General features: G+C 59.7%; 26 protein-coding genes. 16 read left to right on the plus strand and 10 right to left on the minus strand.

Annotated features, from left to right (window positions below; translation table 11 throughout):
- Positions 1 to 7 precede the first annotated feature (7 nt).
- Together QQK16_RS16560 and QQK16_RS16565 are read left to right on the plus strand one after the other, a co-directional pair.
- The gene (locus QQK16_RS16560) at positions 8 to 607 is read left to right on the plus strand and encodes a response regulator (RefSeq protein WP_284197581.1); all 600 of its coding nucleotides are present in this window, start codon (positions 8 to 10) and stop codon (positions 605 to 607) included.
- A gap of 76 nt (positions 608 to 683) precedes the next feature.
- Positions 684 to 1,865 carry a vWA domain-containing protein gene (locus QQK16_RS16565; protein ID WP_284197582.1) on the plus strand — a complete coding sequence of 394 codons (1,182 nt, stop codon included), beginning with the start codon at positions 684 to 686 and terminating at the stop codon, positions 1,863 to 1,865.
- Positions 1,866 to 1,873: 8 nt separating this feature from the next.
- On the opposite strand, the gene QQK16_RS16570 is transcribed toward QQK16_RS16565, so the two are convergent.
- Entirely contained in the window at positions 1,874 to 2,653 is a 780-nt protein-coding gene (locus tag QQK16_RS16570) for an AraC family transcriptional regulator (RefSeq protein ID WP_284197583.1), read from the minus strand.
- Positions 2,654 to 2,798: 145 nt separating this feature from the next.
- Positions 2,799 to 4,262: a S41 family peptidase gene (locus QQK16_RS16575; RefSeq protein ID WP_284197584.1), complete on the minus strand. Its 1,464-nt coding sequence runs from the start codon at positions 4,260 to 4,262 to the stop codon at positions 2,799 to 2,801.
- A 157-nt stretch (positions 4,263 to 4,419) separates the two neighbouring features.
- On the opposite strand from QQK16_RS16575, the gene QQK16_RS16580 reads away from it, so the two are divergent.
- From QQK16_RS16580 to QQK16_RS16645, 14 genes are all read left to right on the plus strand, one after another.
- The gene (locus QQK16_RS16580; RefSeq protein WP_284197585.1) at positions 4,420 to 5,106 is read left to right on the plus strand and encodes a response regulator transcription factor; all 687 of its coding nucleotides are present in this window, start codon (positions 4,420 to 4,422) and stop codon (positions 5,104 to 5,106) included.
- Positions 5,106 to 6,389: an ATP-binding protein gene (locus QQK16_RS16585; RefSeq protein WP_284197586.1), complete on the plus strand. Its 1,284-nt coding sequence runs from the start codon at positions 5,106 to 5,108 to the stop codon at positions 6,387 to 6,389. Before QQK16_RS16580 ends, QQK16_RS16585 begins: the two co-directional genes overlap by 1 nt.
- Positions 6,390 to 6,588: 199 nt before the next feature.
- Entirely contained in the window at positions 6,589 to 6,756 is a 168-nt protein-coding gene (hemP, locus tag QQK16_RS16590) for a hemin uptake protein HemP (RefSeq protein WP_284197587.1), read from the plus strand.
- Between the two features lie 166 nt (positions 6,757 to 6,922).
- Complete coding sequence (locus QQK16_RS16595; protein ID WP_284197588.1) at positions 6,923 to 9,136, plus strand: TonB-dependent hemoglobin/transferrin/lactoferrin family receptor; 2,214 nt, start codon at positions 6,923 to 6,925, stop codon at positions 9,134 to 9,136.
- Positions 9,137 to 9,268: 132 nt separating this feature from the next.
- On the plus strand, positions 9,269 to 10,294 hold the full coding sequence (locus tag QQK16_RS16600) for a hemin-degrading factor (protein ID WP_284197589.1): 1,026 nt from the start codon (positions 9,269 to 9,271) through the stop codon (positions 10,292 to 10,294).
- Positions 10,284 to 11,087 carry a heme/hemin ABC transporter substrate-binding protein gene (locus QQK16_RS16605; protein ID WP_284197590.1) on the plus strand — a complete coding sequence of 268 codons (804 nt, stop codon included), beginning with the start codon at positions 10,284 to 10,286 and terminating at the stop codon, positions 11,085 to 11,087. Before QQK16_RS16600 ends, QQK16_RS16605 begins: the two co-directional genes overlap by 11 nt.
- Positions 11,088 to 11,095: 8 nt before the next feature.
- Positions 11,096 to 11,461 carry a glyoxalase gene (locus QQK16_RS16610; protein WP_284197591.1) on the plus strand — a complete coding sequence of 122 codons (366 nt, stop codon included), beginning with the start codon at positions 11,096 to 11,098 and terminating at the stop codon, positions 11,459 to 11,461.
- 2 nt (positions 11,462 to 11,463) lie between these two features.
- Positions 11,464 to 12,465 carry a FecCD family ABC transporter permease gene (locus QQK16_RS16615; protein WP_284197592.1) on the plus strand — a complete coding sequence of 334 codons (1,002 nt, stop codon included), beginning with the start codon at positions 11,464 to 11,466 and terminating at the stop codon, positions 12,463 to 12,465.
- Positions 12,462 to 13,277, plus strand: a complete 816-nt coding sequence (locus QQK16_RS16620; RefSeq protein ID WP_284197593.1) for an ABC transporter ATP-binding protein — start codon at positions 12,462 to 12,464, stop codon at positions 13,275 to 13,277. Before QQK16_RS16615 ends, QQK16_RS16620 begins: the two co-directional genes overlap by 4 nt.
- 146 nt (positions 13,278 to 13,423) lie before the next feature.
- Positions 13,424 to 14,152, plus strand: coding sequence for a VC0807 family protein (locus QQK16_RS16625; RefSeq protein ID WP_284197594.1), 729 nt, complete (start codon positions 13,424 to 13,426; stop codon positions 14,150 to 14,152).
- Between the two features lie 51 nt (positions 14,153 to 14,203).
- The gene (locus QQK16_RS16630; RefSeq protein ID WP_284197595.1) at positions 14,204 to 14,506 is read left to right on the plus strand and encodes a YciI family protein; all 303 of its coding nucleotides are present in this window, start codon (positions 14,204 to 14,206) and stop codon (positions 14,504 to 14,506) included.
- A complete protein-coding gene (locus tag QQK16_RS16635) occupies positions 14,503 to 14,772 on the plus strand; it encodes a BolA family protein (protein WP_284197596.1) in 270 nt (89 codons plus the stop codon). The genes QQK16_RS16630 and QQK16_RS16635 overlap by 4 nt, the downstream gene beginning before the upstream one ends.
- Positions 14,773 to 14,859: 87 nt before the next feature.
- Entirely contained in the window at positions 14,860 to 15,645 is a 786-nt protein-coding gene (locus QQK16_RS16640) for a peptidylprolyl isomerase (protein WP_284197597.1), read from the plus strand.
- Between the two features lie 73 nt (positions 15,646 to 15,718).
- On the plus strand, positions 15,719 to 16,057 hold the full coding sequence (locus QQK16_RS16645; RefSeq protein WP_284197598.1) for a P-II family nitrogen regulator: 339 nt from the start codon (positions 15,719 to 15,721) through the stop codon (positions 16,055 to 16,057).
- A 104-nt stretch (positions 16,058 to 16,161) separates the two neighbouring features.
- Here the strand turns inward: QQK16_RS16645 and QQK16_RS16650 are convergent, their stop codons facing one another.
- The 8 genes from QQK16_RS16650 to QQK16_RS16685 form a co-directional block, all read right to left on the minus strand.
- A complete protein-coding gene (locus QQK16_RS16650) occupies positions 16,162 to 16,758 on the minus strand; it encodes a hypothetical protein (protein WP_284197599.1) in 597 nt (198 codons plus the stop codon).
- A gap of 476 nt (positions 16,759 to 17,234) precedes the next feature.
- Positions 17,235 to 18,023 carry a flagellar biosynthetic protein FliR gene (gene fliR / locus QQK16_RS16655; protein WP_284197600.1) on the minus strand — a complete coding sequence of 263 codons (789 nt, stop codon included), beginning with the start codon at positions 18,021 to 18,023 and terminating at the stop codon, positions 17,235 to 17,237.
- 90 nt (positions 18,024 to 18,113) lie between these two features.
- Positions 18,114 to 18,383 (minus strand): flagellar biosynthesis protein FliQ, encoded by a 270-nt coding sequence (gene fliQ, locus QQK16_RS16660; protein WP_284197601.1) that lies wholly within the window; start codon positions 18,381 to 18,383, stop codon positions 18,114 to 18,116.
- A gap of 64 nt (positions 18,384 to 18,447) precedes the next feature.
- A complete protein-coding gene (gene fliP / locus QQK16_RS16665) occupies positions 18,448 to 19,185 on the minus strand; it encodes a flagellar type III secretion system pore protein FliP (RefSeq protein WP_284197602.1) in 738 nt (245 codons plus the stop codon).
- Positions 19,182 to 19,640, minus strand: a complete 459-nt coding sequence (gene fliO, locus QQK16_RS16670; RefSeq protein ID WP_284197603.1) for a flagellar biosynthetic protein FliO — start codon at positions 19,638 to 19,640, stop codon at positions 19,182 to 19,184. Before fliO ends, fliP begins: the two co-directional genes overlap by 4 nt.
- A 10-nt stretch (positions 19,641 to 19,650) precedes the next feature.
- Positions 19,651 to 20,094, minus strand: coding sequence for a flagellar motor switch protein FliN (fliN, locus tag QQK16_RS16675; protein WP_284197604.1), 444 nt, complete (start codon positions 20,092 to 20,094; stop codon positions 19,651 to 19,653).
- Entirely contained in the window at positions 20,087 to 21,103 is a 1,017-nt protein-coding gene (fliM, locus tag QQK16_RS16680; RefSeq protein WP_284197605.1) for a flagellar motor switch protein FliM, read from the minus strand. Before fliM ends, fliN begins: the two co-directional genes overlap by 8 nt.
- 30 nt (positions 21,104 to 21,133) lie before the next feature.
- Complete coding sequence (locus QQK16_RS16685) at positions 21,134 to 21,709, minus strand: flagellar basal body-associated FliL family protein (RefSeq protein WP_284197606.1); 576 nt, start codon at positions 21,707 to 21,709, stop codon at positions 21,134 to 21,136.
- Positions 21,710 to 21,848: the final 139 nt, after the last annotated feature.

Below are 21,848 nucleotides of genomic sequence, written 5' to 3' on the forward strand. Positions count from 1 at the left end.
CTGAGCAATGCGGCTTATTCTAGCGGACGACCATGTCATTTTCCGCGATGGCCTCAAGCTCCTGCTGTCACAAACAGCCGATTTTCAGGTGGTGGCCGAAGCCGGCGAGGCCAGCGTACTCAACGAGCTGGTTAGGCAGCATCAGCCCGACCTTCTGGTGATGGACTATCACATGCCCGGCAATGATGCTGGTGCAGTCCTGGCCTATCTGAAACAGCGCTACCCCGCGCTCAGGATAGTCATGCTGACAGCCGCCCAATCAGGCACCTTGTTCAAGCAACTGGTGGACGCCGGTGCCGATGGCGTACTACTGAAGGAAGGCTCCGCCGAGGAACTGCTCACCGCCCTGCGCCGCATCGCCCGGGGTGAGCAGGTGCTGGCTGCCCTGGTGCGCGAGAAAATGCAGGCCGCCGATATCCAGCTGACGGCACGCGAGTTCCAGGTATTGGAGATGCTCTGCAGCGGCCACTCCAGCACCCGTATCGCCGAACGCTTCTCGCTATCGTCCCGCACGGTCGACAAGCACCGCGAAAACATCATGCGCAAGCTGGAGGTCAACAGCACCACCCAGTTGCTCAACAAAGTGACGGAACTGAAATTGCTCTGACCCCCAGGTCAGTAAAGATGGCGCTCCTGCCCCATAGGCGCGAAAATACCGCGCTACCACTTGGCTTCACACATTCATGCTGATCGATTTCTTCTACCAACTGCGCGACGCCAAGCTACCCGTCTCGGTCAAGGAATTCCTGACTTTGCTCGAGGCGCTGGACGCCCGCGTGGTCAACGGCAGTCTGGAAGACTTCTACTTTGTCTCCCGCGCCACCCTGATCAAGGACGAGAAGTATTTCGACCGCTATGACCAGGTATTCGGCCGCTACTTCCAGGGGGTAGAAACCCTGCTGGAAAAGCTGGAAACCGATATTCCGGAAGACTGGCTCACCAAATTGCTGGAGAAACAGCTGAGCGAGGAGGAAAAGAACCAGCTCAAAGGCATGGGTTGGGACAAGCTGATGGAAACACTGAAGCAGCGCCTGGCCGAGCAGAAAGAGCGCCATCAAGGCGGCAACAAGTGGATAGGCACGGGCGGCACCAGCCCCTTCGGCGCCTATGGCTACAACCCGGAAGGCATACGTATAGGCCAGGATGGCTCACGCCATCGGCGCGCAGTCAAGGTATGGGATGAGCGGGAATTCAAGGATTTTGACGACAGTCAGGAGTTGGGCACCCGCAATTTCAAGGTGGCCCTGCGTCGCCTGCGCCAGTTCGCCCGCGATGCCGAGGCCAATATACTGGACATAGACGCCACCGTGCGCGCCACCTCCGACAATGCCGGTTGGCTCAAGCTGCAGTTCCGCCACGAGCGGCACAATGCCGTCAAGGTACTGCTGTTTCTGGATGTAGGCGGCTCCATGGACGACCACATCCAGGTATGCGAAACGCTCTTCTCGGCCGCCCGCGCCGAATTCAAGCACCTGGAGCAGGTTTACTTCCACAACTTCATCTACGAATCGGTCTGGCGTGACAACAAGCGCCGCCACAGCGAGCACCAAGCCACCTTCGACCTGCTGCACACCTATCCCGCCGATTACAAACTGATCTTCGTGGGCGATGCCACCATGAGCCCCTACGAGATCGAGTATCCAGGCGGCTCGGTGGAGCACATGAACGAAGAACCCGGGCGGGTCTGGCTGCAGCGCCTGCTGGATCGCTATCCTTCTGCCGTCTGGCTCAACCCGGTAGACGAGCGCTACTGGGAGTTCACAGAAAGCGTACGTATGACTCAAAAGCTGATGGGAGGGCGCATGTACCCGCTCACCCCCGCAGGGCTGGAAACAGCCATGCGCAAACTGCAGTCCGGCAGTTAAGTACCTGATCAAAGGCCTTGCATCGCAGCACTGCTGTCGGCCTCCCGCCGCCACTGCCCGGGCGGCATACCAAAGCGCTGGCTGAATCGGCGGGTAAATGCAGGCTGGTCTCCATAGCCCAAGCGCTGGCCAATCTCCGCCAGCGGCAGTCCCTGCCGGGCAAGCAGGCCAACCGCCGCATCCAGCTTCAGCCGGTTATGGTACTGGTGCGGCGTATCGCCAAACGCTTCGCAGAACAGGTCGTGAAAACGCCGAACGCCCCAGCCAAAATGGGCCGCCAGTTCAGCAGTGGCAATCGGATGCTCCAATCGCCGACGCAGATAGGCATCGATCTGTGCTACCGGAAAGCCACAGCCCTCTCCGACATCCCCGCCCAGGCTCTGCGATACGGCACCAGCCAAGCCAACTGCCAATTGCCAGTCGTACTGACGCTGCCGTAGTGCGGGACCGTGCGGCAGCTTGTCCAGCCAGCCCCGCAAAGCCGGTGTGATGGCAAAGGCGCGGGGCCGCCTGAATAGCGCAGCAGGCACCGCCACCGAGGCCACTGGCATATCCACCACCAACTGGCAGTTATCGCCCTGGCCAGCAAACTCATGCCGGCAATCCGCTGGCACGATCACTCCATGCAGCACGCTGGCCAGAAACTGCCGTCCGTGCATTTCCAGCGCAGCGCTGCCACGCAAGCCCAGCAGCAACTGGCAGTAATCATGCCTATGTCCATCTGCCTCCTGGGCATAAACACGCCGCTCCACCAGCGGGTCGATTGCATTGGTTAGCAGCGGTTGCAAGTCCTTCATCCCCATGGTTGCACAGCAGTACGCCAAAGCTGAGCGTAGCCACTCCATCGCAGCAGTGTAAGTGGGTTCCCCAAGCCTGGGTAGACCAAGGGCCAAGCAGTAGCCTGGCCCAGGTAATGTGCAGCCGGCCGGTTGGTCAGGATGACGACAGCAGATGACTCAGAGCGCGCTCCAGTCCAGCATCGGTCGATGTTCGCATGCTATCGGGGTGGAATGGGACTGCAATGTCGACCGGCACACCTTTACCTTCCAGCCACTCCCCATTGGGCGTCAGGTAAAACTCATTGGACAGCGAAAAAAAGATGTCGCTCGTTAGCCGCTTGCTGAGCGTGTTTGAAAAAGCACCGCCGCTGGCCTCGCCTATCAACGTGGTGTTAGGCCTGTTGCGCAGGGTCATCGCCAGCACTTCGGCGGCACTGAAGGTACTGTTGCTGGTCAACACCGCCACCGGCCCACCATACTGCTTCAGCCCACCCGGCTCGATATACACCCGCTGCAGGGGCGTCCGCCCATCTCCCAGTCGCGCCTGCTTGGAATAGGCATGCCACCGCTCAAGGGCAAAGCGGCTGGCGATAACCAATGCGTTGTCGTCATGGCCTCCCTGATTGAAACGCAGGTCAAGCACCACACCGCGAGCCTGCAGGCTATCGGCAACAAACTCATCCATGGCGGCCTTCAGCACCTGCAAATCATCACCCAGTTCTTCGGTACCTCCGAAGCCGAAGGTGCTACGTACCTGCAAATACGCAATATTGTTGGGGGCGGTAAACCACATCAGCTGATTGTTGCCGCGCAACTTGATCTGCTCTGGCTGCACGGCATAGGCAAGGCTGGTGGCCATCATGTCGGCGGTGCCCTCTTCCACATAGGCAAGGGCGGCAGCCTGCTGTGCCTCATTCAGGGGAAGGGACAATCCCTGTGCGCGCAGATACTCATCCAGCAGCACTTCGGTAAACTGCGGCTTACGGGTGTGGGTAATGCTGCGCGCCCCCATGAAAAGACTGACATGCCCATCCTGCAGCGGCTCGATCAATTCTCCCAGCAACTCGAACAGTTGCTCGTCCGTGGTCTGCGCATGAACCTGCGCCCGCAAACGTAGGTACTGACCCGCCCAGTCAACCCGGCTCAGCTTGAAATCGTGGTAGTACTCATTGAATGTATGCCAAGCCAGATCGAAGTCGCGTACCGGATCGCGCGCGTAACCCGGCTGCCCTGCCACCGGCCAGCGCAACTTGCCGCAGCTTTCCGGCAGCGCCGGTAAGCGCTGCCCAAGCAGGCCCGGGCTCTGTTGCTGATCAGTCTCAACGCGCTCCAGCGCCATGCCATCAGCCGACAAGCGATGCTGTTGCTGCAGATCGGCCAGCGTCACTCCGTCTCGGGTTTGATTGATCAGGCAACCCTGGCTGGTCACGTCATACAGCGTCACCCGGTAACCATGGGCCTCGCGGGCAATCTGCTGAATATAGCCATAGCCTGGGTATTGCCATGTACCTTCGAGGCTGCGGGCAGGCTGGGGACGTTCGGTCGGCGAAGTGGCATTGTCATTGCAGGCAGACATACCCACCAGCAGAGCCAGGACGACAAGATTTCGGTGCAACATCGGTTCGCTCCATCAGTGCAGGACAGGGTGCAAATGATGGCGCTAGCTGAAGGTGCAGGTTTTGCGATGCTGTAAGCAGTTGTGAACGCGCTGTCACATCTGTAGGCGGCATCAGGGTTAGTATCCGCCCGAACATGAGATTCAGGAGTTCGACGGGATGGCCCGTATTCTTTATGTCGAAGACGACATCAAGCTGTCAGCCTTGATTCGCGACTACCTGTCGCTGCATGGCTTCGAGGTGTATTGCCTGCACCGTGGCGATCAAGTATTGCCCTGGCTAGCCCGACAGCAGGCGGACTTGCTGCTGCTGGATCTCATGCTGCCAGGTCTGGATGGATTAGAGGTCTGCCGCCAATTGCGGGCACAGCAAACGCTGCCCATCCTGATGCTGACGGCGCGTGGCAACGACATCGACCATGTCCTCGGCCTGGAACTGGGTGCTGACGACTACATCATCAAGCCGGTCGAACCCAGAGTACTGGTGGCCCGGATCAAGGCAGTGCTGCGCCGCCAGACTGGCGCTGGCAGCGAAGTGCTTCGCCTGGGACAGCTGAATCTGGATCGAGTCGCGCGCCGTGCCACGCTGGGTCAACTGGAGTTGGAACTGACCAGCAGCGAGTTTGAATTGCTGTATTTGCTGACCAGCAAGGCCGGCACGGTCCTGAGCCGTGATGACATCATCAACCACCTGCGCGGCATAGATTTCGACGGCCATGATCGATCGGCCGATGTACTGGTGTCGCGCCTGCGCAGAAAACTCGGTGACGATCCGCGTGAACCACGCTGCATCAAGACGGTGTGGAATCGTGGTTATCTCTTGCTGCCGCCGGAGGAACAGCGCTGATGTGGAAATTGTTCTTTCGCCAGCTATTGCTCATCCTGTTGCTGGTACCCGCAGCGTTGGCCGGCATGCATTGGATAGCCCTGAAGATGGTTTCAGAACGGGAGCAGAACTACGCCCAGGCCATCTACCTGGGGCCGATGCGCATGATGGAGGCCAACCTGCTGGCGGGCGCTCACGATAAAGCAACCCTGCTCAGCAACCTGCGGCAGATGCAGACCCTCCTGGGCGAGGTCCAGCTGAGCCTGCGTCCCTTGGCCGAGTTTGGTGTGGAGCAGCAGCACATATTGCGGCAAGGCCGCGTGATCTATCTGAGCGAATCCGGACGGGACAGGGTCTTTTACCGTCTGCAGGGGCGGGAGCAGGTATTGGTCATCCATATACCGCCAGAGCCACAACTGGCCGACGCCATCCTGGCGGTCTACCTGGTAGTGGTGCTGGTCATGGCGCTGGCCTTATACCTGGTCCAGATCCGCCCCTTCTGGCGAGACCTGCAGCACTTGCGATCCGTGGCGGCCAAGCTGGGAACCGGAGACTTGCAGGCGCGTGCGGAGACACTGTCAGCCGCATCCGGCATGGGGCCGCTGGCAGTGCGGATGAATGAGATGGCCGATCGCATCGAGCAGTTGGTGGCGGCCCAACAGGATTTGCTGAACGCAGTAGCGCATGAATTACGAACACCATTGGCCCGCGCCCATTTTGCGCTAAGCATGCTGACCATCGACACCGAGGAGCGACAACAGCGCCTGTACCGTGGCCTGCGCGATGATCTGGACGAGATGGGGCATTTGACCAGCGAACTGCTGGGCTATGGCCGGCTGGATGCCCGTAGTGGACCACTGGCACTGGAAAGCGTGACAGCGGACAGGCTGGTGGTACGGGCCAGCCAGTCGCGATTGCTGCGACATAAGGTAGTGCTTGAGCTGGAGCCCCTGCCGCTCAAGGTCGAGCCGGCCTTGATGGTGCACGCCTTGGGCAATCTACTGGACAATGCCGACCGCCATGCGCGCAGCCAGTTGCGCATCTCCACCCACAGCGCAGCAGGCGAAATCTGGATTGCTGTTGAGGATGATGGTGAAGGGATCGCCCAGGCGGACAGGCTGCGGATTTTCGAGCCTTTTGTAAGGATTGATGCCAGCCGTAACCGGGATACCGGGGGAGCAGGACTGGGTCTGGCCCTGGTCAAGCGCATCGCAGAGCGGCATGGCGGACGCGTATGGGTAGAAGCTGCTGCACCAGGCCCAGGCGCACGGTTCGTGTTGGCTTTACCGTCGGCAGGCCATTGATCCAGCCTACGGATTCGCAGCCTTGCTGGCGACGTGCGCGGCGAGAAAACCTTTCTTTGAACCTGTTCACGAGCTTTTCGGTGGGGAAAAAAATCGTGAACAGGCTCCTGGTGCTGCAAGCAAGCTGAGATTTCTAGTAGCGCCTCACGGTGTACATTTCCCTTGCAATTATTAAATGATAACCATTATCATTCAATGCATGAACTCAAGCACCCTGACCCTAGGCAAGACAGCCAGCCAGACGCCCAGGCTACGCCTTGAACTGCGTAGCCTGATGCAAGGGCGGCAAGAGATAGAGATCAGCCATCAAGGCGAGGTCTATCGCCTGCGACTGACCCGCAACGGCAAACTGATACTGACCAAGTAGCTATCGAAGTACAAGGCCGCATGCCCCTTCCCAGGAGCAACCGCGGCAAGCCGGACCGAATACGCTTCACCCTCTCCATGACGATGTAGCCAGCCCGCCAGCTCACGCCGGCCAGCCAGCCAATTTCCCGCTCCCGCCGCTTGATGGCGGCGGGGCGATTTTTTGGATGCTGAACCTGATGACTGGCAAGACCCTCACACGCCTGACACCCCTTGCAGCCTTGCTGGCGGCCCTGCCGCTGACACCCGTGCTGGCCGACAACGCTGCAGACATTGCTGCTGCCGATACCTTGCCGACCGTTTCCGTCACCGCCACACGGCTCGCCAAGGACGCCGATAGCGTCGCCCCCAACACCACCGTCCTGTCCACCCAAGGTGATGGCGCCGGTACTGCCCGTAACCTGCAAACCCTGCTCGGCGACGAACCGGGTGTCGATGTCAGCCGTGATCCTGTCCGGCGTGGGCTGGGTTCAATCGCCATACGCGGCCTGGACGGCAACCGCGTATTGCTGCAGATCGATGGTATCTCCCTGCCCGCACTGTATGCAGGCGGCGGTGCTGCCATCTCTGGCCGCGACATGGTGGAGATCGACACCCTTAGTGCCATCGAGGTCGTGAAAGGCCCCTACTCCGGCCTGTATGGCGCCGATGCCATTGCTGGCGTGGTGGCCTACCGCAGCCTGGAGGTGGAAGACCTGCTACAGGCAGGCGATACCGTAGGTGGCCAACTGCGTGCTGGATACTATGGCGCAGACAGCAGCAACAAGCTGGGGGCTTCGGCGGGCTTGCGCAGCGGGCAATTCAGCGCGCTGTTCAGCTATACCCGCCGGGCGGGTGAGAACACCGAAAGCATGGGTACGGATGGCAGCGCCTCCGACAGGCGCACTGTCGCCAACCCGCTGGATTGGGACAGCCAGGCCTTGCTGGCCAAGCTGGCGTGGTCACCCGCAACCGATCAAAGCCTGAGCCTGACCCACGATATCTTCCGGCGTGACCAGACTGGCGACTTTCTCAGCAATCGTAGCGCAGCCTTGCTGTCCCAGACCGCCAGCGATGAATCGCGCCGCGACCGCACCAGCCTTGCCTATGACTACAGCCGTAGCGGCAGCGGCCTGGTGGGCGCCCACTTCCAGCTCTACACCCAATCGGGCGAGAGCCGCGAAAACGGCCTGGAGCAGTTGCCAGGCAATATCAGGCGCACCAACCAGTCCGGCTTCGAGCAGGAAGGCTGGGGCCTGAACGCCCAGCTTACCCACAGACTGGATCAAGGCAGGCTGCTGCACAGCGTGGTATGGGGCTACGAGTACAACACCACCGAGACCAGCCGGCCACGCTACCGCCTGCAAACCAATGCCAACGGCTCCAGCACCACGGTAGTGGGGGGCGAGCAGTTCCCGCAGAAGACCTTCCCTGACAACAACAGCAAGCGCCTGGGCCTGTTTGCGCAGGACGAGATCACCTTTGCCAGCGGCATGACCCTGACACCCTCGCTACGTTACGACCATTACACCCTCACCCCCAAGCCCGATGCCCTGTTCGCCGCCGCCAATCTGCGCGGCCTGAACGTGGCCGAATACAAGGACAGCGCCATTTCGCCCCGTCTGGCACTCAGCCTGCCGCTGGCAACAGGCTGGACCGGCTTTGCCCAGTTGGGCACCGGTTTTCGTACCCCCAACTTCGACGATGCCATGCTGGTATTCAGCAATGCCGCCCATGGCTACGAGGTACTCCCCAATCCCGCCCTGAAGTCCGAGAAAAGCCGTAGCCTGGAACTGGGCAGCCGCTACCGCTCCAGCCAGCTGGAGTTGGCCGCAACCTACTTCCAGAGCCGTTACAGCGACTTCATCGAGAACGTGCTGGTATCGCCACGCGACACCAACGGCAATGGCATCAACCTGGAGTACCAGGCACGCAATATCACCCGGATGCGCATCCAGGGGGTGGAATTGAAAGCCTTGTGGCGCATGACAGATGCCTGGCATGTGCGCGGTGCTCTGGCCTACGCCCGTGGCGACAAAACCAGCGAGGCAAAGCCTTACGACGGGGTGGAACCCTTGAACGGCCAATTGGCGCTCCACTACCAAGCTAGCCGCTGGCAAACCGCACTGTCACTGCGCGGTGCAGAAAGCAAGGACAGGCTCAGCAGCAACACCCTGTTCGCCGCACCCGGCTATGGTGTGCTGGACCTGAGCGCCAGTATGGAACTGGGGCCGGATGCCACCCTCAGCGCTGGCTTGTACAACCTGGCCGACAAAAAGTACTGGCTCTGGAGTGATGTCAAAGGCCTGGTCGTCAGTGGCCGAGGCAGTGTGGCAGCGGTACTGGACCGCTACACCCAGCCCGGCCGCAACGGCGCCATCAGCTTCGAATACCGTTTCTAAGAGCCTGTTCACGATTTTCTACCGTGTACCACGGCCAGGCCCGCCTCAGCGGCCACGCAGCGGGGCGCACCGTCCGGGAAGCCGGTGCGCCCCAAAGCGTCTTTCCATCGTCAGCATTCCCGGAGAGTCAACATGAATGCATCCACCCTGTGGCAGAACTATCTGCACCTGAAAGCCAGTGAACCCAAGCTGCGCGCCCGAGATGCAGCCGCCCGGCTAGGCGTAACCGAGGCCGAACTGGTCGCAGCCGATCCACTGTCCATCACCTTGTTCCCCAAGTGGGCCGACATCCTGGGCGAGCTGGAAAGCCTGGGTGTGGTCATGACGCTGACCCGCAACGAGGCGGCGGTACACGAGAAAACCGGCATCTATGCCAACGTCAGTATCCAAGGCGAGATCGGCCTAGCGCTCAATCCGGAGATCGACCTGCGTTTCTTCCTGCAAAGCTGGCGTTACGGCTTTGCCCTGCGTGGCGAACGACCCTCGCTACAGTTTTTTGATCGGCATGGCGATGCCGTGCATAAGGTGTTCCTGACAACAGAATCCAACCAGGCCGCCTATGACGAGCTGGTATCCCGCTATGCCAGCTGCCACGCCACGGTAGAGCCCGATCGCCGGCATGAGCCCGCAGCGGAACAACCTGACACAGCCGTGGATACCACGGCCTTCCGCCAGGGCTGGCTTAATCTGGCCGACACCCACGAATTCTTCCCGCTGATGCGACGTTTCAACCTGACCCGCCCCCAAGCATTGCGCCTGGCACCGGTCGGCTATGTACGGGCGGTATCACTGGAATCCGTCTCATTATTGCTGCATGCCGCTGCGGAGCAAGACCTGCCCATCATGGTCTTTGCCGGCAACCAGGGCTGCCTGCAGATACACACCGGGCCAGTGAAGAAGGTAGTCGCCATGGGTCCCTGGCTCAATGTGCTGGATCCAGGCTTCAATCTGCATCTGCGCATGGACCTGTTCGACACGGCCTTCGTAGTGCGCAAGCCTACCCGTGACGGCGAAGTCACCTCGCTGGAATGCTATGACAGCGATGGTCAATTGATCGTGCAGTACTTTGGCGAACGCAAGCCAGGGCGGCCCGAATTGCCCGGCTGGGCCAAGCTGGTGCACGGTCTGCCTGACAGGGAGGCGCGCCATGTTCACTAAGCGAACACTGACACGCAGCCTGTTGTTAGGCAGCCTGCTGCTGGGCAGCACCGCCCAGGCGGCAGAGCGGCTGGTCATACTGACCAGTGATATCGCGGAGATCGTCGTGGCCCTGGGCCATGCGCCCGATGTGGTGGGCCGCGACCGCTCCTCCCGCCAAACAGCCCTGGCCCACGCCACCGACATCGGCCTGTCACGCGGGCTGGCCGTGGAGCCGGTAGCCCGGCTCAAGCCCAGCCTGGTGCTGGGTAGCCCCATGGCCATGCCCGATGGCATCTGGCAGCAGTTGAGCAGCCTAGGCATCAAGGCAGTCAAGCTCGGCACGCGCGAAGATGGTAGCGACTACGCCAACACCATACGGCGGGTAGGCGGCCTGATCGGTGCCGACGCCGCCGCCAGCAAACTCGCCAACGATTGGCAGCACGCCATGCGCCCAGCCCCCTCCATCGGCCGTCGCGTGTTGATCACCTATGAGGGCAAGACGGTTGCCGGCAGCGATACGCCAGCCGATGCGCTGATACGGGCAGCCGGTGGCATCAACGCTGCGGCTGGCGTCAGTGGCTACAAGCCGCTGGATCCGGAAGCCATCGCCAAGCTGGCACCGGAGTTGATCCTGGTGGCAGACCATAACCGGGCGGTCTATGGCGGGCTGGAGAGCTTCAAGCGGCGGCCCGATATCGCGGCGACACCTGCGGGCCAGCACGGCCGCGTCTATGAAGTGCCGGTACAGGATTTCTTTGTCGTCAACCTCAGCAGTCCTGCCGCCGTGCAGAAACTGCGCACCCTGCTTTAGGCCTCCCCATGCTTGATGCACTGGAACTCAAACCCTTCGTGCCCTCCAGGGATTTCGACCTCAGTTGCCGGTTCTATCGCGATCTTGGTTTTGAGGAACGGCTGGTTGGCGATGAACTCGCCGAGTTCAGCCTGGGTTCGCAGGCCTTTCTGCTGCAGGACTTCTATCGCAAGGACTGGGCACAGAACTGCGTGCTGCATCTGCTGGTGAGCGATGCCCGTGCATGGTGGCGCCATATCAAGCAACTGGAGCTGTTTGACCGCTACCCCGGTACACGTGGGGCACCGCCAGAGGACAAGCCCTGGCACATGTGCCAGTTCTCCCTGGTCGATCCTTGTGGTGTCCTGTGGCACATCGCCCACCCAACGCGCTGACTATGCCCACCACCCGCGCCTATTGGTTACGCCGACCCGGCCGTCCGGCCCGATTACCTGCAACAAGCAGGCTGCACTACCTGGCCTGGCCCGTGCTGGCCACATGCCTGCTGTTCTTCGCCGTCGGCTATGCCGGCGACGGCTGGGCCTGGCCCGATATCAGCGATCCGCTGGTCAGCGGCCTGCGCTTGCCACGCATCGCCGCCGCCCTGATCGTGGGTGCCGCCATGGCAGCCAGCGGCGCCGCGCTGCAGGCGCTATTCCGTAACCCATTGGCCGACCCCGGCCTAATCGGCACCGCCAGCGGGGCGGCCCTGGCCGCCGTTGCCGTCATGGCGCTGCACCTGACCATCCCACTGCCCATTGCCGCCTTTGGCGGCGCCCTGCTGGCCACCTGGCTGCTGCTGGTACTGGTCAAACTGGTTGGCGGCGGCAATATCAGCCTGCTGCTGATGGGCCTGATGCTGGGTAGCTTTGCTGCTGCGGCCACCAGCCTGCTGCTGTTCCTGTCCGATGACCTGGCCCTGCGTAGTGCGCTGAGTTGGCTGTCCGGCCAGTTGGGCACTACCGTGGGCGCACCGCTGTTTTGGGCCAGCCCTGTGGCCCTGGCTGGCATCGCCCTGCTGCTGGCTTTGGGGCGTGATCTCGATTGCCTGTTGCTGGGCGATGAAGAAGCCACAAGCCTGGGTGTCAACGTGGAGCGGGTACGTCTGCTTACCGCCATCGGCGCCGCCATGGCTGCCGGAGCAGCAGTCTCCATCGCTGGCATCATCGGCTTCATCGGCATGATGATCCCCAATGCCTGCGCTCTCTGGCTGGGCGGAGGAAGGCGCCAGCTGATTTTGGTCTCAGCCCTCAGTGGCGCCGGCTTCCTGCTGCTGATGGATACCCTGGCGCGAGGTATCGCTTATCCCATCAATCTGCCGGTTGGCCTGCTCATCGGCTTTATCGGACCTGTGTGTTTCGTCTGGCTGCTCCGTCACCGAACCGGGAGTCACGCATGAACGCCCCCCTGCCTGTCCAGTTCCGCCCCGCCGCCTTTGCCGATGGCCTGCTCCAGTTCAGCCAGTTGGGCTATCGCCAGGGCAACCACAGCTTGCTACAGGATATAACCGGGCATATCCCTGCCGGTAGCTTCACCGCTCTGCTCGGCCCCAACGGCGCCGGCAAGAGCACCCTGCTGCGGCTGCTGGCTGGCCTGCTGCCTCCTACCCAGGGCGATGTAAGGCTGGCCGGCCTGCCCTTGCACAAGATGGACACACCGAGCCGCGCGCGCCAACTAGGCTGGCTGGGGCAGTTCCCCAGCCATGACCTGCCGCTGACCATAGAACAATATGTGCTGCTTGGCCGCCGCCCTGCCTTGGGCAGCTTCGGCCGCCCCAATCCGGACGATCTGGGGCGGGTGGGTACAGCCTTGGCAGCATATGACATCAGCCACCTGGCGCAGCGCCGCTGGGACGGCCTGTCTGGTGGAGAACGGCAACGTGCCGGCCTGGCCCGGCTACAGGCACAGGATGCGCCGATCTGGCTGCTGGACGAACCAACCAACCACCTGGATCTCAAGCACCAGGCGCAGCTGTTCCGCCGCCTGCGCAACGAAGCCACCCACGGCCGCACCGTGATCGCCGTGCTGCATGATATTGCCCAGGCAGCCCGCTGGGCAGATCAGGTACTGCTGCTGGGCGGCGGCCGCCTGCTGGCCCAGGGGCAGCCAAGCGAAGCACTCTGCCCCAGCAATCTTCGCCTGGCCTACGACTGCCCCTTGCAGCTGTGGCAGAGCGCCAACGGCCATTGGCATGCCTCAGTAGAAGGCTGAACCCCGCCGAGCGGAGAAGCGGCACGCCAGGCTCGCCACTACATCGGCCCCATCCGACCACTTATCCCAACGGTATGTGCAAGTCAGATCAAAGCGCATATAGTTGCAGCTTTATCCTGTACAGCCGCACCGTCGGAGATTCAAACTTGGCCCACTCGCCGATAGACTCGGTCCCCCCTACCGCAGCACCCGCACCAAACAAGCCCAGCCTGATGGGTAACCTGTTGATGAACATCATCATTCCAACCGTCATCATGACGCAGTTGAATGACGAGAATCGCCTGGGTCCTGTCTGGAGCATGCTGATCGCCCTGATGTTTCCACTGGGTTACGGCATCCGTGAATACCTGACCAGCCGCAAGACCAACTTCATTTCCATCCTGGGCCTGATCTCCATCATGCTCACCGGTGGCATGGCATTGCTGAAGCTGCCGCCCGAATACATCGCCATCAAGGAAGCCGCCATCCCCACCCTGCTGGGCTTGTTGACGGTCATTTCCATCAAGACGCCTTATCCGCTGGTACGCACCTTCCTCTACAACGAGCAGGTTCTGCAGGTAGACAAGATTTCGGCAGCCCTCAAGCAATACGGCAATGAGCGCCGGTTTGATCAGGTACTGACCAACAGTTCCTGGCTGATCGCCTCGTCCTTCCTGCTATCAGGCGTTCTCAACTACGTTCTAGCCAAATGGATAGTCGTCAGCCAGCCCGGCACCCCAGCCTTTACTGCAGAACTGGGCCGCATGACCCTGTTGAGCTACCCAGTCATCGTGCTACCCAGCACCCTCGTGCTGGCGGCCACGCTGTATTACCTGATCAGCAATATCGAGAAGCTGACCCATATGGCCATGGCCGATATCATGCAGGCCACTTGAAACGGGGTGTCGCAACCCCATCTACGGCAAATTGAACCCAGAGGACGCACCATGTTCTATGCCATTACCGGCCGGGATGTCGCTGACTCACTGGCGCAGCGGCTTGCCAACCGGCCTGCGCATCTGGCACGCCTGAACCAGCTGCAGGCGGAAGGCCGCTTGCTGCTGGCCGGGCCTTTCCCTGCCATCGACTCCCCCGACCCTGGCCCAGCCGGCTTCAGTGGCAGCCTGATCGTAGCGGAGTTCGCCGATCTTGCCGCCGCCCAAGCCTGGGCAGATGCCGATCCCTACCTGGTGGCCGGTGTTTATGAAAACGTGGATGTACGACCTTTTAAAAGGGTGCTACCTGCATGAACATTCCAGACCAAATCCGTGAGAAACTCGCGGTTTTGAATCCGCAGCTGCTGGATTTGCGTGATGACAGCGCAAAACATGCAGGTCATGCTGGCGCGGCATCGGGTGGCGGGCACTATCGCCTGCAGATTGTGTCCGAGCGCTTTGTCGGCCTGACATCGGTGGCACGCCACCGTTTGGTTTACGAAACACTGGGTGAGATGATGCGGCGCGAGATCCATGCGCTCGCCATCGAAGCCCGGACCCCGGGCGAAGCCGCGAGCTGAACCTTACCCGGTTCTGCAGGTGCATCAGCACCCGCGAACCTTGAATCTGCAACTTACCCCCTCAAAGAGCCAAGAAGGACGTATTCGATGCAAACCAAGATTTTCGCCCCCGCACTGATCGCCGCGCTGCTGGCCGGTGCCACCATCGCTGCTGACAAGCCGGTGGCCGTGGTCAATGGCGTCGCCATCCCGCAGAGCCAGATGGACTACATCCTCAAAGAAGTCGCTACTCGCGGCATGAAGGACAGCCCTGAGCTGCGCGCCAAGATCCGTGAAGATCTGATCACCAAGGAAGTGATTGCCCAGGAGGCCAATAAGCAAGGCCTGGCCAAGAACCCTGACGTGCTCTTCGAAATCGGCATGGCATCGCAGAACGTCCTGCTGAAGGCCTACGTTCAGAACTACCAGAAGAACAACGTTATCTCTGAAGCCACTCTGAAGGCCAAGTATGACGAAGAAAAGGCCAAGATGGCCAGCCAGAAGGAATACAACGTTCGTCACATCCTGGTGAAGACCGAGAAGGAAGCCAACGACGTTATCGCCGCGCTGAAGAAGGGCAAGAAGTTTGAAGATCTGGCCAAGGAAAAGTCGCAGGACCCAGGCAGCAAGGACAAGGGCGGCCTGTATGAGCGCGTGCAACCTGGCGCCATGGTGAAGGAATTCGACGAAGCCATGCAGAAGCTGGCCAAGGGTCAGATCACCCAGACCCCGGTTAAGACCCAGTTTGGCTACCATGTCATGAAGCTGGACGACGTCCGTGCAGCCCAAGGCCCGTCCTTCGATGAAGTGAAGGGCGCCATCCAGCAGCAACTGCAAGGCCAGGCGCTGGACAAGCTGATCGCTGATCTGCGCGCCAAGGCAAAGGTCGAGTAATTCTCGCCCAGCCAGTTCCACCAAAGGGCCTTCTGGGGCCCTTTGTCGTTTTTATCAGGAGGAAAACATGGACATGAAGAAGATCGAAGCCGTCATCAAGCCATTCAAGCTCGATGAAGTGCGAGAAGCCCTGGCCGAAGTCGGCGTGACCGGCCTGACCGTCACCGAGGTCAAAGGCTTTGGCCGCCAAAAAGGCCATACCGAACTGTATCGGGGTGCCGAGTACGTGGTCGATTTCCTGCCCAAGGTAAAGATCGAAGTGGTCATCACCAGCGACAAGGTCGAGTCCGCCATCGATGCCATCGTCAAAGCCGCCCGCACCGGCAAGATCGGTGACGGCAAGATATTTGTCAGCCCTGTGGAGCAGGTTGTGCGCATACGCACCGGCGAAACCGGTGCCGATGCGGTGTAGTGAATGGATAACAGGCCCGCACAAGCGGGCCTGAACTTACTCTGTTACGCCCATGCCTTGTGCAACCAGGATAGGCGGGTAGGCAAGCGATGAACTACCAAGGCTCAATGCCGGCCGTCGTCCCAAGAGCAAAGCCGGGTTGTAGTCGCATAAGCCCACGATCCCACCTGGCCATTGGCGGTCAGTCTGACCCTGAATGTTGCAGTGCCTCGTCCAGAGCGGAATTCAAACTGCGTTCCTGACGGTACAAATTGCCCTGTGCTGAATGGATCCAATTCAATCTCAGCTGTGGCCGGTGATGGCGATGCGCCAGAAGCATCGCTCCAGACTATCCAGCCATTGTGCAGCTTGGAGTGGCATTCACGATCTTGTACGGAGACAGTCGGGAAAGGTTGCTTAGGCACCATGGTGCAGGTTTCACCATTAGGCCGGCGTTCCACATGGGAAAAAGGAACTTGTGCATGACAGAATTGGCTTCTATCCGGGGTATAAAGCGTCACCCAAGCGCTCATGGTTTTTTCTTGATAGCCAAACAGGGTGCCATTACTAGGGAAGCTACCGTACATGCACGATACCGTGCCAGCATACCAGAAAATATCCAGCGTACTCGGTGCGCACTTCTTGACATAGTCGTCCCCGGGTGCCGCCAGTGCGCTGCAGCCTAACAAAGCCATGGCCACCGTACCCAAAAGCTTATTCATTGAATCTCTCCTTCATATTTCCGTTTGGCTATTTGTTGTAATAGCGGCTAAAAGAACCCAGCGTAGCGGTTCTGGCCAGGCGTGCGTGCGCAAGCGCGCGCAGCTGGCAGTACGTGGGTACTGCAAGCTCGCACAACAACGCCAGAAGGGTTTTGTTAGCCACTCTAAGTACCATCAGCCCATCACAAGGTCGGCTATGGCGCAACGAATTCTATTATCAACAATAACAAGCAGAAAGCATTGCATGCCGGCATATCAGAACGTTGTAGTTTCCCAACGCATATAATACAGCTGCACTCAAACCCCCTTAACTCATCAACCATACCGCACGAATAAAATCCTTCCCGGGTATTTAAATGAACACGGAATAAAACCCAGTTAGGGTATTATTCATATTAGCAAGGATCGATTGTGATTACTGATGAATTGCCAGGTGAACACTACAAGCAGATTGAAATTGCAAGGCCGCCCCGGCACTAGCCGCCGCCAAACACCTTGGCCAATCGGTAAGCCAGCCTCGTCGCCTCTTCCATCAGTCTGTGTATATGCGGCGGAAACTGCGGCAGCGAGAAATACAACGCCGCTACGCCTATTCCCAAAGTCAGCGGAAAACCCACTGCAAACACATTGAACTGAGGCGCGGCACGCGACATGACGCCGATAGAGAGATTGGTGATCAACAGCGCCGCCAGCACCGGTAAGGACAACAACAGGCCAAGCGTGAAAATCTGACCACCTGCATCAACCAGCAGCTTTAACCCAACGAGCTTCATGGGTTGGTCCGAGATAGGCAACAACACAAAGCTACGGGCTATGGTTTCTATCACCAGCAAGTGGCCATTCATGGCCAGGAACACCAGGATGGTCAGCAGGCTGGCGAACTGCGCCACCACCACGGTATTGGTGCCGTGCTGCGGATCATAGAAACTGGCAAAGCCCAAGCCCATCTGCAAGCCCGCAAGGTGGCCGGCCATTTCGATGGACGAGAAAACCAGCCGCATAGTGAAGCCTATGGCCAGCCCGATCAGCAGCTGCTGGGCTATCACCAGTACCCCCAAGGCCGATACCGGCTCGATAGCTGGCATGGGTGGCAAGGAGGGGGCAATCAGAATGGCCAGCAGCATGGACAAGCCCACTCGTACCCTAACCGGTATGCTACGGCTGGAGTAGAACGGGTCCATGGCAAAAATGGCCAAGATGCGGAAGAAAGGCCACAGCAACATCCCCAGCCATGCCTGTATCTGGGCGTCGGTCAGAGTGATCATAGCGACCGCCTGCCACCTTGGCGCGACCCGCAGCCAGATTGCATATCAGGCCGCTGTGGCGGCTTAGGCGTGGAAAGCAACACGGCGAGACTAACCAATCATGGTGGGTATGGCCTGATACAGCCGTATGGTGTAGTCCATCAGGATGGACAGCATCCATGGCCCTGCCAGAACCGCCACCATGAAGGTGATCAGCAGCTTGGGAATGAACGATAGCGTGGCTTCGTTGATCTGGGTGGCAGCCTGGAACACGCTGATGATCAGGCCAACCACCAGCCCGGCCAGCAGCATGGGGCCGCCTATCAGTATCATGACCTCGAAGGCACGCTGGATGATAGTAATGACCATTTCCGGTGACATGGCGATGCCTCCTCGGCTTGTTTGATCTCAGTATGACCTGGTGAATGCCGGAACCTGCGGCTCGCTAGGTATAGAAGCTTTGCACCAGGGAGCCTATCAGCAGCGTCCAGCCATCCACCAGCACAAACAGAATGATCTTGAACGGCAGGGAAATGGTCACCGGGCTCACCATCATCATACCCATGGCCATCAACACGCTGGCCACCACCATGTCGATGATCAGAAAGGGGATGAATACCAAGAAGGCGATCTGAAAGGCCGTCTTCAACTCGCTGGTCACAAAAGCGGGCACCAGCACCTTCAGGCTGATGTCCTCCGGCCCCTGGGGCTTGGCACTTTGAGACAGCTCGATAAACAGCGCCAGATCCTTCTGCCTGGTCTGCTTGATCATGAACTGCTTGAGCGGCACGCTAGCGCGCTCCACCGCCGTATTGAAATCGATTTGCTGCTGCGAGAATGGCTGGTACGCCTCCACCCAGATTTTGTCGAGCACCGGCGACATCACGAACACCGTGAGAAACAGCGACAAGCCGATGATCACCTGGTTGGGGGGTGCCTGCATGGTGCCCAGTGCCTGCCGCAGCATGGATAGCACGATGACGATGCGGGTAAACGCCGTCATCATCAACAGGATGGCCGGCAGGAAGGTCAAGCTGGTCAGGAACAGCAGGGTCTGCAGGGTCAGCGTGTAGCTCTGCCCTGCCCCGCTAGGCTGGCTGGTCAGCAAGGGCAGGCCGGGGTCGGCCGCTACGGCGGGTAGCGCCAGGGCAATCAGACCGAGCAGGTAGATGCGTGGCCTCATTGCGTTCCCTCTCCCGATCGGCGGGCCTTGATCACACTGGCCAACTTCTCGGCAAAAGGCACCGGCACCGCCACCTGTGGCAGATCATCGGGCCTGGGCAGGGTATGCAGGGTTGATACCTTGTTCGGGGTGACCCCAAGCACCAGCCAGGTATCGCGCAGCTCCACCACCACCACCCGCTCCTTGGCCCCGACCATGACACCGCCGACCACGCGCAATTGGGCCTGCCCGCCTAAATGGCCAGGCGTCATCCGTCGCATCAGCCAGGCGGAGCCAAAGATGGCCCCAATCACCAGCAGCAGCGAAAAGAAAACCTGTACCAGGCTGAGCAGGGATGGGCCTGCCGGGCTGCTCAATACCGGCATGGCAGCAGCCGCCTTGGCAGGCTCCGCAGCCAGCACACAAACAGAAACCGCCGCAGAAAGTGCGGCGGCCGATAGAGCGATCAGGCGCATGGGCAAGGGTTTACTTGTGCAGGCGGCGGATACGTTCCGCCGGCGTAATGATATCGGTCAGGCGGATACCGAACTTGTCGTTCACCACCACCACTTCGCCCTGGGCGATCAGCGTGCCATTCACCAGCACATCCATGGGTTCGCCTGCCAATCCGTCCAGTTCTACAACCGACCCCTGTGCCAGTTGCAGCAGGCTGCGGATGGCAATCTTGGTACGCCCCAGCTCCACCGTCATGGCCACAGGGATGTCCATGATCATCTCGATACCGGAGGGGCCAGTAGGCTTTTCCGGTTGCTGATCAAAACTCTTAAAAATATCTGCCGGTGACGCGGTCGGCATGGCTACTGCGGGCGTTGAGACGGCTGCCTCCATGGCAGCGGCTTCGGCGGTCTGCTGTTCTGCCAGTGCGGCAGCCCAGTCATCCAGACCCTGTTCGTCCATTTCGTTACTCATTGTTCAACTCCTCAGGCTGCTCCTCATCGAGCATCAGGTTCTCCGCCGAGGTGAGTATCTTCTCCACCTTGAGGGCATATTGCCCGTGCAGCGTACCATAGTGCCCTTCCAGCAGCGGCACCCCGTCCACCTCGGCAATGATGGTTTCCGGTATATCAATACCGATCACGTCGCCCGCCTTGAGGTCCAGGATATCTCCCAGCGTAATCTTGGCGCTGCCCAGGTTGCAGATCAGTTGCACTTCCGAATTCTGCACTTCGCGCGATAGTAGCTTGACCCAACGGTTATCCGACTCCATGCGGTCTGCCTGCATGGAGCTGTACAACATGTCGCGCAAGGGCTCGATCATCGAATACGGGAAGCAGACATGGAAATCACCGCCGCCCGAACCGAGTTCGATTTTGAAGGTAAAGGCCACCACCACTTCGGTAGGTGTGGCGATATTGGCGAACTGGGTATTCATTTCCGAGCGCACGTAGGTGAACTCGGTCTTGAATACGGGCTCCCAGGACTTGCGGTACTCATCCATCACCACTTCCAGCAAACGCTGGATGATGCGTTGCTCGGTGGGGGTGAAATCCCGTCCCTCCACCCGCACGTGGTAGCGGCCATCCGAACCGAACATATTGTCCACCACCAGAAACACCAGGTCGGGATCAAAGATGAACAGGCCGGTGCCGCGCAGCGGCTTCATATGGATCAGGTTAAGGTTGGTCGGCACCACCAGATTGCGGATGAATTCGCTGTATTTCTGCACGCGCACCGGCCCGACCGAGATTTCGGCCGAGCGACGCATGAAGTTGAACAGGCCGATGCGCAGGTTACGGGCAAAGCGCTCGTTGATCACTTCCAGGGTCGGCATCCGACCACGAACGATACGTTCCTGACGGCCAATGTCGTAGGCGCGTATGGCCGAGGAATCCAGTCCCTCGTCCGCGTCTTCGTCTTCACCCGTCACCCCACGTAAGAGGGCGTCTACCTCTTCCTGGGAAAGTATGTCGTCGGCCATGATACGGACCCCACTACTGCTTGCGTTGCCTTACTGGATGATAAAGGTCTTGAATTCAACGCTCATCACGCCGTCCTCATCGTCCTTTGCCCCCAGCACCTTGTTGACGGTCTGCTTGATTTCTTCCATCAACTTCACCTTGGATTCCAAGGTCGAAATATCTTCCTGCTTCTTCGAACTCAGCAGCAGATTGACTTGGCTGCTGATACGCGGCATGTAGCTTTTCACCACATCCGCCTGCTTCTCGTCCAGCACCTGAGCGTGTATCTCGGTCTGCAGCACTACGCCGTTCGCCAGGTTCACCGTAAAGGTATCCAGCTTGGTAAAGACCGGCGGCGCATCGCTCTCTGCCTTCTTCTTTTCCTTCTTCTTGTTGCTCTTGCCCTCGGTCTCGCCTGCATCAGCCGATTGCTCGGTAGCGGCTACTGGTTCGCCAAAACTCTGGTTGGCCGAGATCGTCAGGAACAACCAGGTTGCAAAAGCCCCGCCCACCACGATCACCAATATCAACAAGGCAATCACGACATAAAGAATGACGTTTTTCTTACCCTTGGGCGCGCTGTCCCCAGCGTCTGCCTGCGGTGCAGGTTTCTTGGCTTCTGCCATAAGAATTATCCTTTAGGAGTGCGTATTGTTCTAAACAAAGCGGGTGCATACATCTTGCTCACCTAGCCTGTTTATAAAGCAAACCCGCCACAGGAACAAGCATTGGCGCGGGTTACACGCAATCACGGACAATTCCCCT

The organism is Chitinimonas prasina (assembly GCF_030160395.1).
Lineage (GTDB): Bacteria > Pseudomonadota > Gammaproteobacteria > Burkholderiales > Chitinimonadaceae > Chitinimonas > Chitinimonas prasina.